The sequence below is a fragment of the Cetobacterium sp. genome (genome assembly GCF_048470075.1).
GTDB lineage: Bacteria > Fusobacteriota > Fusobacteriia > Fusobacteriales > Fusobacteriaceae > Cetobacterium_A.
In genome coordinates this window covers 1-14006 of the sequence record NZ_DBGBQB010000133.1, presented here as the reverse complement: position 1 = coordinate 14006, position 14006 = coordinate 1, and the positions used below count along the sequence as shown (strand labels likewise).

Annotated in this window: 9 protein-coding genes; 2 read left to right on the top strand and 7 right to left on the bottom strand. The window is 31.8% G+C overall.

Annotation, left to right across the window (positions count from 1 at the left end):
• From ACMOUI_RS04720 to ACMOUI_RS04710, 3 genes are all read right to left on the bottom strand, one after another.
• A partial coding sequence (locus tag ACMOUI_RS04720) for a sodium:solute symporter family protein (RefSeq protein WP_418964584.1) occupies window positions 1–1295 on the bottom strand: 1295 nt, incomplete at its 3' end.
• A complete protein-coding gene (locus ACMOUI_RS04715) occupies window positions 1289–2251 on the bottom strand; it encodes a biotin--[acetyl-CoA-carboxylase] ligase (RefSeq protein ID WP_418964583.1) in 963 nt (320 codons plus the stop codon). The genes ACMOUI_RS04720 and ACMOUI_RS04715, both read right to left, overlap by 7 nt.
• A 100-nt stretch (window positions 2252–2351) precedes the next feature.
• Entirely contained in the window at window positions 2352–2789 is a 438-nt protein-coding gene (locus ACMOUI_RS04710; protein WP_418964582.1) for an ACT domain-containing protein, read from the bottom strand.
• A gap of 154 nt (window positions 2790–2943) precedes the next feature.
• Between ACMOUI_RS04710 and sstT the strand changes: the two genes are divergently transcribed.
• Entirely contained in the window at window positions 2944–4179 is a 1236-nt protein-coding gene (gene sstT, locus ACMOUI_RS04705; RefSeq protein ID WP_418964581.1) for a serine/threonine transporter SstT, read from the top strand.
• A 113-nt stretch (window positions 4180–4292) separates the two neighbouring features.
• A complete protein-coding gene (dacB, locus tag ACMOUI_RS04700; RefSeq protein ID WP_418964580.1) occupies window positions 4293–5771 on the top strand; it encodes a D-alanyl-D-alanine carboxypeptidase/D-alanyl-D-alanine-endopeptidase in 1479 nt (492 codons plus the stop codon).
• A gap of 44 nt (window positions 5772–5815) precedes the next feature.
• Here the strand turns inward: dacB and ACMOUI_RS04695 are convergent, their stop codons facing one another.
• The 4 genes from ACMOUI_RS04695 to ACMOUI_RS04680 all read right to left on the bottom strand — a co-directional run.
• On the bottom strand, window positions 5816–9037 hold the full coding sequence (locus tag ACMOUI_RS04695; protein WP_418964579.1) for an efflux RND transporter permease subunit: 3222 nt from the start codon (window positions 9035–9037) through the stop codon (window positions 5816–5818).
• 2 nt (window positions 9038–9039) lie between these two features.
• A complete protein-coding gene (locus ACMOUI_RS04690) occupies window positions 9040–10128 on the bottom strand; it encodes an efflux RND transporter periplasmic adaptor subunit (RefSeq protein ID WP_418964578.1) in 1089 nt (362 codons plus the stop codon).
• Window positions 10129–10140: 12 nt separating this feature from the next.
• On the bottom strand, window positions 10141–12321 hold the full coding sequence (locus ACMOUI_RS04685) for a TolC family protein (protein ID WP_418964577.1): 2181 nt from the start codon (window positions 12319–12321) through the stop codon (window positions 10141–10143).
• Between the two features lie 117 nt (window positions 12322–12438).
• A partial coding sequence (locus tag ACMOUI_RS04680) for a M3 family oligoendopeptidase (protein WP_418964576.1) occupies window positions 12439–14006 on the bottom strand: 1568 nt, incomplete at its 5' end.

Sequence of the window (14006 nt, the reverse complement as noted above, 5' to 3'; positions counted from 1 at the left end):
ATACCTAAGACTGAAGCATTGACAAAAAAGGCACAGATTAAAATATAATTTGAATAGTTACCACCATATATTTTTCCAAATAATGCTATAACCCCTCCGAGTATAATAGCACTTAGAACATAACCTCTCTTAAATCTATATCCAATAATTCCAGCAAAACATGGTATTATAAGAGCTCCAGAATAGACAGATAGAGCTAGAAGCAATGAACTTAATATAAACTTAAGCTTCAGTGCAACTAAAATACTAAAAATACCAAAGACACCAATAAAAATTCGTGTAAGTTTTATAGATTTTATACTTTTTAAATTCTTAGTAAAAATCTCAGTAAATATTGATGATGCAGTTAGTAAACAAGTATCAGCAGTGGATATTATAGCTGAAAGTAAACCGAAGTATAGCAATAAACTGATGGGTTTAGGTAAAGTATTTGCTGCAACATGTAATAGAGGAGATTGCCCACTACTTAGATTAGGATAAGCTCCAGCGGCAAATATACCTATTTTAGTTAAGATAAATGCTAAAGGTATTAAAATAATAATACTAACAATAATGGACTTTTTGGCAACACCACTATCTTTTGCACAAAAAATTCGAGAGTATATATCAGGACCCACTAAAAAAGTTGATGAATATGTCAATACCAAAATTAATAGATCAATGTATCCAAACTTTTCATTTATCAGCTTAGGGGCTGCATAGGTAGTATCTAAATTAGGTAAAAATATGAAGCATAACACAATACCCAATAGAATAAATATCAATTGAAAACAATCAGTTTTTATAATGGAAAGTTGTCCTCCTAATATTGTATATATAATAAATACTACTCCACTAATAATAACACTTTCTAAATATGAAAAATTACTAATTATCTCCATAATTTGGGCTGCACCCATAATTTGAGCAGCAACAATACCAATCCATGCAATTGAGATAATAAAGGAACTTAAAAGTCTAACTTCATCTCCATAAAAACTACCTAAAAGCTCTGGAAGATTATATCCTCTAAATTTTTCAAATCGTTTAAGCAGTGGTAAAAGAGTAAATAGACCAAATGCAGCACAGAATAAAAGCCAGATTCCAGCCCATCCAATTGAGTATGTGGCAGCAACATTTCCAAGGATAGCAGAGCTTCCCAAAACTGTTGCCAATAAGCTACCAGCTACCTGAAAAACACCAGCTTCTCTATTGGCTATAAAAAAATAGGAACTATCTTTAACTTTTTTAAATGAGTTATACCCAATAGCTAAAATACCTAGAAAATACAGATTTAAAAATAGATTTTCTACCATTTAATACTTACCTCCCCAGATTTTAATTTTCTTATAATCATATTTGAATCCTGAACAATGAGATAGCCGTTGCTATCTATATCAAGGACAGTACTTTCCACTACACTATCTCTCTCATAGAAGGAAATATCTTTTCCAATTAAAAATGACTTTTCTCTATAGATTTTAATAATTTCTGGATTTTCAAGGTCCTCTATAATATCCATGAGATTATTTACAATATGAGCTATCAGTTGATTTCTATTTACAGGGGTAACTCTCTGGGAAAAAATTGAACCAGCTATATGGGAAAGCTCCTCTGGAAAGTCTAAAGTATTAAAGTTTATACCTATTCCAATGACAATATTTTCAATGGAACCAGTTTCAAAATCTGTGATAGCTTCAGTTAAAATACCACATATTTTTTTATTATTTAGAAAAATATCATTGACCCATTTTATCTGAGTATTTTTACTGCATAGAGCATCAATTGCTTTAGAGATAGCCACTGCAGTGGCTATGGTAATTTTAAGTGAGTTCTCCAAAAGTAAAATATGAGGTTTTAAAATAATACTCATATATATTCCTGTATTCTTAGGTGAGAAAAATTTTCGTCCCTTTCTACCTCTGCCATCATTTTGTTCATTGGCAACTATAACAGTCCCATGCTTTGGATTGTTAAGTAAGTAGTTTTTACCATCTAAGTTAGTTGATAAAACAGAGTCCTTTATAATAATATCGTTATCAAATTTTAAATTTTTTTTGATTTCAATATGGGAAAGCGTGTTACTTTTATGGGGAATACAGTGCCCTTTTCTATTTATAGAATCAATTGTATAACCATTATTTTTTAACTCTTTAATAGCCTTAGAAACGGCTGCTCGAGATATGTTTAATTTTTTTCCTATATCTTCACCAGAAAGATATGAACCTTTATGTTCCTCTAAAATAGAGATAATCTTTTCTTTTGTAGTCATACACCCTCCTTAATTGTATACAGTATTCAAGATATAGTATTACAAAAAAAAAGAAATGTCAACTTTTAAAAGATAAAAAAGTTGACATTTGAAAAATTATCTACTCAAATGCTAGAAGTCTAGACATTTTAACATATTTTATTTTTTTTAATTCCTGAACAACGTCCTCTGGTGGAAGAGAGTCTGAAGATATCTCAAAAGATATAACGACAGATGCCACATTGTTTATGGGAATATTCTGATTAATTGTAATTATGTTGCAGTTTACTGAGGATAAAAAGTTTAAAACTTCAGATAGGGCACCCTTTTCATGCTCTAGCATAAGAGATATTAGCGCTTTTTTACCAATGGCATTATCAGAGGGTAAAAATACAAAATCTTTATATTTATAGTACGTACTTCTACTTATTCCAACAATTTTAACTGCGTCGCTAACATTTTGAACTTTACCTTCAGCTAATAAATTCCTAGCTTCAATAACTTTTTCCAGATAATCTGGAAGGATAGATTTATCCACAACCAAAAATTTTCCATTCATTTAAAACCTCCCGATCTATACAGAGTTATAGATAGTATAACTTTAAAAAAATAAAATGTCTATAAAAAAAACTTGTATTATAAAAATTTATATGCTATAGTGTCTTTTATATAAAAACATATGTTTTCAGATTAAAGACAGGGAGATGGTAAAAATGGAGAAAATATTTAAAGGATGGTGTGGCATTGGCCTGGTAAAACGAATTTTTATAGGAATAGTCTTAGGAATAATTTTTGCGTATATAGCTCCTAGTGCTATGAGTTGGATAACAATTTTTGGAGATCTTTTTGTAGGTGCTTTAAAAGCTATTGCTCCAATATTGGTATTTTTCTTAGTGATATCTGCAATTGTTCAGCATAAAGAGGGACAAAAAACAAATATAAAATCAATAGTTATTCTATATTTATTGGGAACTTTATTAGCGAGTTTAGTTGCAGTAATAGGAAGTTTTTTATTTCCAGTTACCCTATCCCTAGTGTCTAATGTAAATGTAGATTCAGCTCCACAAAATATAGTTGGAGTTTTAAAAACACTGCTTTTAAATCTTATTGATAATCCTGTAAAGGCTCTTTTCAATGGAAACTATATTGGAATTCTATTTTGGAGTTCGCTATTTGGAATATTTCTAAAGGGGAGTAAAGAGGCAACAAAAGAGGTTGTGATAGACATATCTAAAGCTCTTTTAAAAGTTGTAAAGTTTGTGATAGAGTTTACACCTTTTGGAGTTATGGGACTGATTTTTAGTTCTATAGAGGCTGGTGGAGGAAGTGGGTTACTATCATATGGAAAGATACTACTTTTACTACTTGGATGTATGGCAGCAGTAGCTTTTATAGTAAACCCTATAATCGCATTTATAATGATTCAGAAAAATCCATATCCATTGGTATTTACATGTTTAAGAGAGAGTGGACTAACTGCATTTTTTACAAGAAGTTCAGCAGCCAATATACCTGTAAATATGAATCTGTGTGAAAAATTAGGTCTGGATAAGGATATGTACTCTGTGTCCATTCCATTGGGAGCAACAATAAATATGGCTGGAGCAGCAGTAACAATATCTGTATTTGCCTTAAGTGCCGCATATACTTTAGGAATTCAAGTGGATTTGTTATCAGCTATAGTCCTTAGTGTTCTTTCAGCAATAAGTGCTTGTGGAGCATCTGGAGTGGCTGGAGGTTCACTGCTTCTAATCCCACTTGCATGTAGTCTATTTGGAATATCCAATGATGTAGCTATGCAAGTTGTAGGTGTGGGATTTGTTATAGGTGTGGTACAGGATTCTTGTGAAACAGCTTTAAACTCATCTACAGACGTATTATTCACAACTATTGCTGAATACTCACAGTGGAGAAAAGAGGGAAGAGAGATTCAAGTAAATGAGGTGTAGAAAAAACCTAGGTTATCCTAGGTTTTTTTTACGAGATATAATTAATTATAAAAATACTTTAAAAAACTCTCTAAATGATGTAGGATATAAAAAAGTCTAAAAAGAGGTGGTGTATGAAGAAAAAATATATTTGTTTAGCTTTAATTGTAACTTTTCTAACCAGTTGTAGCGGTATGGAAAAAACAGATAAAAGTGTTAATCAAGTAGCTGTTGTACCAGAAAAAATAGTACAAGAACCAGTTATTTCAGCAGTGGTACCTTCAAAAGGAAAATCAAAGGCTATGAGTGAATTTGTAAACTCAGATGTTTTAGAACATGGGAATTTAAGTTTTTATGCTATTGACTTAAAAACTGGAAAAGTTGTGGATAGTTATAGGGAGGAGAGTGCTCTAGTTCCAGCATCCGTTTTAAAAATAGTGACTTCAGCTACTGCATTGGAAGTATTGGGAGCAGACACAGTTCTTGAAACAAAGGTTTTATATGATGGGAAAATATCTAAAAAAGGTGTTTTAACAGGAAATATATATATTCAAGGGGGAGGAGATCCTACCCTAGGTTCTGATGGAATCTCTATAAATAGAGAGGAGTTTTTAAAGAATTGGACAGATGCAGTAAAAAAACTGGGTATAAAATCTATCAATGGAAACATAATAGTTTTAGATGATCTTTTTGGATATGAAGGGATTCCTGGAAAGTGGCTTTTAGAGGATGTAGGGACTAACTATGGACAGGGGACTTATGGAATAAGTGTATTTGATAATATATACACTCTTTATTTAAATACTGGTGTTTCAGGACAAAAGCCTAAAATAATAAAAACTAAGCCTGAGATTGAGGGATTGATTTTTGATAATCAGGGATTAGTTATGCCAGGAGTAAAAAAGGATATCTATGTAAGAGGGATACCACTTGAAAATAGGAGAAGAATTTTTGGAGTTGTTCCTCAAAATAAAAATGGATTGACTATTCAAAGTGATATTCCAGATCCAGGGTTATTTTTAGGGCAGTATTTTTCATACTATTTAAAGAGAGAAAATATAAAGTTAAATGGAGTGGTTAAAACGGCTAGATTAACATCACAAAGGCCAACAAATCCAAGAGTTATAGCAATAACTAAATCACCACCTATATCAGAAATAGTAAAAATTTTATTGACTAGAAGTGACAATCACTATACAGAACATCTATACCAATTGATAGAGAAAACAAAGGGTGTAAAGATAGAGGAGTTTTGGGAAGAGAAGGGTATGGATGTACACTCTCTTACATTGAGAGATGGAAGTGGATTATCAAGAGGAAACACAATTTCAGCAAAATTATTGGTGGATATTTTAGCGTATTCTAAAAATGATTTGGAAACTCTTTTACCTGTGGCAGGAAAAGATGGAACAGTGGCTGTATTTCTAAAAAATACCCCATTGGAGGGAGCAGTAAAAGTAAAGAGTGGAAGTATGAGCGGGATTCATTCCTATGCTGGATATGTGGAAAAAAATGGTAGAACCTATGCCTTTGCTATTGTAGTGAATCACTGGAATGGCGAAAGAGGAGTGTTAAGAAAGAAAATAGAAGTTCTATTAAATAATATTTTTTAAAAAAAGAGCTATGAAGTTTTACACTTCATAGCTCTTTTATTTTTTTATGATTGAGAGTTATTATTCTCAGTTGAATCATCTTCTGTTGGTTTAACCTCTATTAAACGTCTCTCATCATATTTGTAATCAGAGAAGTTTATTTTATAGAAAAGTGCATAGATAACAGGAATAACTCCAAGAGCTAGAACTGTATCTGTAACAAGACCAAATATAAGTACAACAGCAACTGGTTGGAAAAGTGGACCTCCAAAGAAATATAGTGGCATTAATCCAACTAATGTTGTAGCAACTGTAAGGAAAATTGGTCTAAGTCTGGACTGACAACCAAATACGACCGCATCTTGATCGCTTCTGCCAAAAGTTTCTTTTTCTATTGTCATCTTATCAACAAGGATGATAGCATGGTTAAGAACAACTCCAGAAAGAGCTATAATTCCAATCATTGCCATAAATCCAAGATCAGTATTTGTCAATAGTAGTCCAATAGCAACTCCAAGGATAGAAAGAGGAATAACTAACATTATTGTAAGCCCTTTTCTCATAGAGTTAAATTGAGCAACAACCAAGAAGAACATTCCTAAAATAGCTATAGGAACTTGTTGGAATAAAGCCTCTTGGTTTTCATCAGATGTTTGCATAATACCTGAAGAGTAGTATTTAACATTAGGACCCCACTCTTTAAGTTTCTCATCTAACCAAGGCATAAATTTTTTATTAACTTCAAGAGGTGTTGTGTAGTCTCTTATAGCGGCATCTATCTCAATTGAATAAGCCATATTTCTAGTTGAGACTAAGCTATCATAGTATTCTAGCGATATCTTAGCAATCTGTTTTAAAGGAACAGCTTGTCCTTTTGAGTTTACAAGTTCAATGGATTGCACAGAGTTAATATCATCTTTATACTGATCAGTTCCTCTTAAAACAATTGGAATAATTGTACTTTGTGGAGGAGCTTCAAAGTTTCTATAAACACTAGCATTATAACCTTGTAGAACATACTCAAGGTAAGTTCCAATTGTATCATTATTAAATCCAGCCATTTGGGCTTTTTCAGTATCCACTTCAATATAGATTTTAGGAACTTCAATACCCCAGTCATCAGAAACTGCATAAGTTCCATCTAAAGATGAAAGTTTAGTTTTGACTTCCTCAGAAACTTTCTTTAAAAGATTGATATCACGAGATGCAAAGACATATCCTAAGTCTTTAGCAAGTGAAACTCCACTACCTAAACCTTTAGAAACTACATCAATCTCAGGATATTTATTTAAAAGATACTCATTGATTTCTTGACTTAATTTTGGAATCAATCTATAGTCTGTTAAATTATACATAATATAAGCATATTCAGGAAGCTGTGTTTGAGGAGAGTAACCTGTGGAGAATCTAGGAGCACCTCCACCTATAAATGATCCCCAGCTTAAAACACCAGCTTTTTTATATGTCTTTGTAGTTCCCCCAGTGGTAATATAATCCCAAAGTCCTGGAGGAAGAGGTTCTTGAGGTCCTGTACTATAATTTTTTTCAATGAATTTATTTAGATCTTCAACAACTGCTCTAGTGTAGTTTACGTCAGTACCCTTAGGTAAACTTATATAAGTTGACATAACTGGGTCAGTTGATCCAGGCATAAAGTTAGCTGGTGCAAGACCAAGTAACCAAAGTCCAAAAATAAATGAGATTGCAGTTATAACAATTGTTACCTTTTTATGCTTCAGCACTGTAATCAATGTTTCTCTATAAACAAGATATGGTTTACTGTCTAAGTTTTGCTTTTCACCAGGTTTTAATTTTATAAAATCATAACACAATAGTGGAATAAAAGTTTGGTTTATTAACCATGAACTCATAAGTGCAAGCATTACAACTATTGTTAAAGGTCCAACATACTCCCCCATGTTTTGCTTATTTAATATGATTGGAGAGAAGGCCATTATGGTTGTTAAAGAGCTAACAAACAGTGGAATAGCAAGTGTTTTAGATGATTCTAAACATGCTTCCATTCTACTTTTTCCCTCTTCCAGTAGAACCATTATGTTCTCAGACATAACAACGGCATTATCAACAAGCATTCCAAGAGCAATAATAAGACCCGCTAACGTAATCTGGTTAATACCATAGTCAAACCAGAATAGACCAATTAGAGTAAAGGCTATGGATGTAGGTGTCAATGCTGCAACTATTAGACCTGAACGTAGTCCTAAGAAAACAAGCATTACAAGTATAATTGTTCCTACTGCTTGGAATAGATTAACAATGAAAGCTGTAACATTTGTTTGAACCAGGTCAGGAAGATAGTAAATCTCTCCAACTTCAAGACCAATTGGAAGAGAGTTTCTATATGTTTTAAGTGTTTCTTGAATCCCTTTTCCCATCAATAGAACGTCTTCACCAGAACCTAGAGAGATTCCTAAAACAAGAGATTTGTTTCCATTGAAATCTATGGAATAAGGTGATGGATCCTGATATCCTTTATAGACATTAGCTACCTCACTTAAATAGATACTAGAGTCACCATTGGGGCTAGTTATAATGGTATTTTTAATGTCATCAATACTCTTAAAGTTACCACTAGGTGTAACTTTTAATCTGTTTTGTTCAATAACAATATTACCCCCTTTAATAATCACATTTGAACTATTTAAAGTATTAATAATATTTTGTAAAGTAAGACCTGTTTGAGATAGAATTTTATTATCAATATCTATATACACTGTTTCATTTTGAATACCAGATATATCAATACTTCCAATTTGAGGTACATTGAATAGTAAAACTTCCTTTAGTTGATAGGCAGTTTCATAGAGCTCCTCATAGGAGTATCCATCTCCACCTATAGCAAGTAAAGTTCCATAGATATCACCATAGAAGGTATTTATTTGTGGAGCTTGTACCCCTTGAGGCAGGTTTGGAACTACGAAAGTATTTATTCTGTTTCTTAACTCTGTCCAAACTGGCTGGATATCCTTATATTCAGCTTTTATATTTACATAGACATTGGATTGTCCATCTGTATTTGTGGAGTTTACATACCATAAAGAATCCATATTCTGTACTTGGTCGGCAATTCTTTTACTGACTAAATCTGCCATCTGCTTGGCGGTTGCCCCGGGCCAATTCGTAGTGATTAAGGCTACTTTTATTGTAAAGCCAGGGTCCTGAGCCTTTTCAGATTTTTCATAAGAGAGATACCCACCAATTAGAAGTATAACTATTAAAAAATAGGTTGTGACTTTATTTTTAATTGCTAATTCCGTTAACTTCATGACTATTCAGCTCCTTTTAAAAGAGAAACTTTTTGATCTTCTAAAAGGACACTGCTTCCTTTAGTAACAACATAATCTCCATCAGTTAATCCATTTACAATTTCAGTACCATTTTCAGTAGTAGCTCCAAGTGTTACAATCTGTTTTTTAACTATACCAACATTGTTTTCAAGATTTTTAACAACATAAACATATTTCTCACCATTTGGAGATGTTAAAATAGATGTTAAAGGTACAGCTATAACTTCATTGGTGTTACTAGTTGTTACAAAGACCTTGGCAGTCATTCCAACTTTAACAGTGTCCAAAGGATCTACGATTTTAGCTTTAACAGGGTAAGTTCCACCATATCCCACAGAAAGAGTTCCTATATTAGTTATTACACCCTTTATATTCAGGTTATTAAGCGAGGTAATCTCTATTTTTACTTCCTCTCCAATTGTTAAATCTCCAACAACAGATTGAGAAACATTAAATTCCACATAACGTTCACCAAAAGTGTTTAAAACAAAAACTACAGTGTTAGGTGAAACATTCTGGTTAACTTCACTTTTAACTTGCCCGATAGTTCCATCACTTGGAGCTGTTAGCATAGTGTAACTCAAATTGACCTTAGCTAAATTAACTGCATCTTCAAGTGCTTTAACAGAGGAGATAGCAGATTTATAACTAGCTGTAGCACTGTCATACGAAGCTTTTGAAATACTGTTTTCCAAATATAGAGCCTCTGATCTCTTAAAATTAGCTGTAGACTCAGCTAAATTTGCATTACCTTTATCCAAATTTGAAACTGCTTGCTGATAGTTTAATTGATATTCAATGGGATCAAGTGTAGCTAAAATTTGTCCCTGTTTAACTGTATCTCCCAATTGAGCTATACGGTTATTGATAGTTCCTGAAACTCTAAAACTAAGATTGGAAAGAGCTTCTGTATTGACAGTTCCAGAGTATGTTCTCACAACATCATACTCTTTTTTCTCCACTTTTTGATATACAACAGATTTTACATTAGCTGTACTCTCATCTGTTTTATCCTTACCACATCCCAATAATAAAATTAAAATTGTAGCTGCTAAAAATTTATTTTTCATAATTTATTCCTCCTAGTTATCTAACTCTTGCTGAAGTTTAAGTAATAATACTTTTCTTTCAGATGGATCCATAGTTAGAGATGATTTTCCATAAAGATACTCAAGTTTAAGTGTAGAGTTAATTAAATTGAAATTTTCAATTACATGGTTTAATTCTTGACTTAAAGTATTGTTTTGAGCAGATAAAAAATCAGTTAATGTAGTAGTTCCCTCTGTATAAAGGTTAGTTACAATACCTAAATTTTTCTTAGCTACATCTGAAGATATCTTAGTCGTGTAACTTTGCACAAAGTTTGTTAGAACATTTGTATAAGTTTGTAATACCTCTTGGGCCAATTGATTTTGAGCAGCAAGCTTATTGTATTCCAACGCTTTTAACTCACTTTTAATAGCTTGACCATTGTAGTAGATTTCACCACCACTGATAAGAGGTAAGCTTACATTGATTCCAGCTTGCCAGTATTCATCTGGGAAGTCTCTATTGGAGTTTTGACCCCAAGGTGTGATTATATTGTTTTTATAGTAGTTTCCAGAAGCTGTTATAGTAGGGATATATCTTTCTCTACTATTAGCAAGATACTCTCTCTCTTTACTTTTTATATTATTGTCAAGTTGCTTCAGTGAATTAGAGTTATCAATTGCTCCATTAACTAGGAAGCTTTCAATTTTTTTTGATTTTTCAGAACCAAAAGTAAAGTTTTTACCTAAGTTTTCACTAAGTAAGAAATATGGAGTAAGTTCTTCAAGAGTTTCATATGTATATGTATTTCCTTCAGGATAGTTTAAAAGGTTATTTAGATAGATCTCTTGCGAACGAATCTCCCCTCTTACATTGGACATATCAGATAGAGCTCCAGCCACATTGGATTGTAATCTATAGACATCCTGTAGCCCTCCAGCTCCAACATTATAGTTGATTTTAGCAACATTTAAAGTTTCTCTTAAAAGATTATAGTTACTAATCTGTATAGCTAATTGAGCTTTCAATTGAAGAATATTGACATATGTAGAAGCAACATAGTAGATAGTTGCCAATTTTTGTTGTTCAAAAGCTTTACGATTGGAATCTAAAGCCAATTTATCAATGTAAACACTTGCATTGAGTTGATCACTAAAAATAACTTGTGATAACTGTAAGTATGAAGCTACACTATTTGTTGGATATCCCTGTTTAAAATCTGGTGAACGATCATCTAGAGCTGAATAGTTAGCATTAGCACTCAATTGAGGTAATCTTTTAGAGTTAGTTACCTTAACATTGTAATAACTTGTAACTACATTTTGTCTTGCTTGAAGCAGATCAAAATTTGAATTAAGAGCTCTATTAACTGCACCTTTTAGCGTAAGTTTAGGATTTAAAGTATTTGGTGTATTAAATTGAGATAGATCTTGTAAAAAAATTAAGTTTGGAAAAACCTCAATTTTTGTTGCTATATCAGAGTTTAAATAGATATCTTTTAAAGGTGGATTAACCTCAACTATTGTGCTCATATCTTTCTTAGTTTTAAAAAACATATAGTTTAAAGAAGCAGCTCTTATTCTTTTTTTAAACTCCTTTGTCAAATTAATTCCAGAGTACGCATATGGCTTTAACTCCTCATTAAAGTCGATTAAAAAAGATGGTACCTTATTATTGATAGCAGTTAATAGATTATCTTTAGAAGCTCTAAGTACATTTACTTTAATCCCAGGAAGTTTTGTATCTTGAGCAAGAGCTCTTAAATTATTTGAATCCATATTAGAGACAAGAACATCTATCTCTGTAACACCATTTAGTTCTTTAAATGGTGACAGATAATCATTTAGATTAAGATTACTATAAATGTAATTCAAATTTTTGGGAAGATTTGACCTCATCTTTCCAAAACCTAGTGGAACAGAGTAAAATCTGTTCTGTTTTAAATTTGTTATATTTTCCAGTGGAGCACATGTTAATATGAAAACTCCATCAATTTTTGGATTGGCATTAAGTTTATTAATCCCGTCTTGAATATTATGATTTGTTAGGTAAAATTTTTCAGTAATTTTTGGAGAAAAATTTGTTCCTGCAAAATTTTTATTTAATTCATCTTTAAGAATTTCTAGTGCTGTTTCTGAGCATTGAGAATGATTTTCTAAAATAACCCCGACATCAAGAGTTTTGGCATATAAAGAGAAATTAAAAATAAAAAGTAAAAAAAGTATTTTTCCCATAAGGACCCTCCCTTAAAAATTAATTGTATCATTAACATATTCTGACGAAACTAAAAAAATCCTTTTGAAAATAAAAAAAGAAGTACACTATTGTACTTCTTTTAGACCTATAATCCATTATAATTGAAAATTCATTAAATAGTCTTCAACATCAACTATAATATCTTTAACACAACCATCCTCAAATGGTGATTTTAACTTAGCAACTTTTAAGAGATTTAAGAAAGATTTTGTTCCACCTTCATAGCATAGATTCAAATAATCATTCCAGCTCTCCTTATAGTCTTTATTCATTTTTTTCCAAAATTGTAATGCACATATCTGAGCTAAAGTGTAATCAATATAGTAGAAAGGCATTTCAAAAATATGGGCCTGTTGAAACCACCATGTACCTTTTTCTAAGAAAGGATTCTCTGAATAATCACTGTGAGGTTTGTAAATTTTTTCCAACTCTCTCCAAATATTTTTTCTCTCATTTGGAGTTAAATCCGGATTCTCATAGATTTTATGTTGAAAGTGATCAACAAGAACTCCATATGGAATGAATTTAATAGCACTACTCAAATGTAAATACTTATATTTATTTGTATCCTCTTTAAAGAACTTTTCCATCCAATTCCAAGTGAAAAACTCCATACTCATAGAGTGAATTTCAGAACTTTCATAAGTGGCCCAAAGCAACTCAGGAATTTCAATCCAACTGGATCTATAGACTTGGAAAGCATGTCCAGCCTCATGAGTTAATACATCTATATCCCCACTTGTTCCATTGAAGTTTGAAAATATAAATGGTGATTTATAATCAGGAATAAAAGTACAGTAACCTCCCCCAGCTTTTCCTTTTTTTGTAATTAAATCCATTAGATCATTGTCAGTCATAAAATCAATAAACTCACCAGTTTGTGGAGATAGTTCATGATACATTTTTTTCCCTTGCTCAATTATCCAGTTTGAGTCTCCTTTTGGTGTTGGATTTCCATCATTAAATTCAAACTTCTCATCATAATATTTAAGTGAGTCTAATCCCAATCTCTCTCTCTGTTTTTTATATAGAGTTGAAGCTAATGGAACAATACTCTCTATAACCTGCTTTCTAAAAGATTCTACCATTTTAGAGTCATAGTCAACTCTATTCATTCTTAAATATCCAAGCTCTATAAAATTTTCAAATCCAAGTTTATGGGCTATTTTCACTCTTATTTTAACAAGATTATCAAAAATTTCATCAAATCTCTTTTCATTGTTTATAAAGAATGTAGATTTAGCTTCTTGGGCTGCTTTTCTAATAGTTCTATCCTTGGAAAGGATAAAAGGAGTCATTCCAGATAGGTTTCTCTCTTTTCCATCAAATAGAATCTTAGCAGAAGCTAAAAGTTTAACATATTTTGAAATCTCCTTATTTTCCTCTTGTAAATCCTCTATAATCTCTGAAGAGAAAGTTTTTAAGCTGTTTTCCATAAGTTTAAAAAATTGGCTTCCATACTCCTCTAATAGTTGATTTTTATTATTATGGTTCACCATAACCTCATAAAATTGTGAATCTAGCTCTTGATAAAGGGGTGATATTTCATCCCAATACTCATTTTCTTTATCATAAAATTCATCCTCTGTATTTATTGTATGTCTAATATTAGCAATGCTAGACATAGATGAAATATGATTTCTAATAGAGTTAATCTCATGGA

Coding starts and splice junctions, on each gene's coding strand:
- ACMOUI_RS04715 (WP_418964583.1), bottom strand. CDS start 2,251: ATGACTACAAAAGAAAAGATTATCTCTATTTTAGAGGAACATAAAGGT.
- ACMOUI_RS04710 (WP_418964582.1), bottom strand. CDS start 2,789: ATGAATGGAAAATTTTTGGTTGTGGATAAATCTATCCTTCCAGATTAT.
- sstT (WP_418964581.1), top strand. CDS start 2,944: ATGGAGAAAATATTTAAAGGATGGTGTGGCATTGGCCTGGTAAAACGA.
- dacB (WP_418964580.1), top strand. CDS start 4,293: ATGAAGAAAAAATATATTTGTTTAGCTTTAATTGTAACTTTTCTAACC.
- ACMOUI_RS04695 (WP_418964579.1), bottom strand. CDS start 9,037: ATGAAGTTAACGGAATTAGCAATTAAAAATAAAGTCACAACCTATTTT.
- ACMOUI_RS04690 (WP_418964578.1), bottom strand. CDS start 10,128: ATGAAAAATAAATTTTTAGCAGCTACAATTTTAATTTTATTATTGGGA.
- ACMOUI_RS04685 (WP_418964577.1), bottom strand. CDS start 12,321: ATGGGAAAAATACTTTTTTTACTTTTTATTTTTAATTTCTCTTTATAT.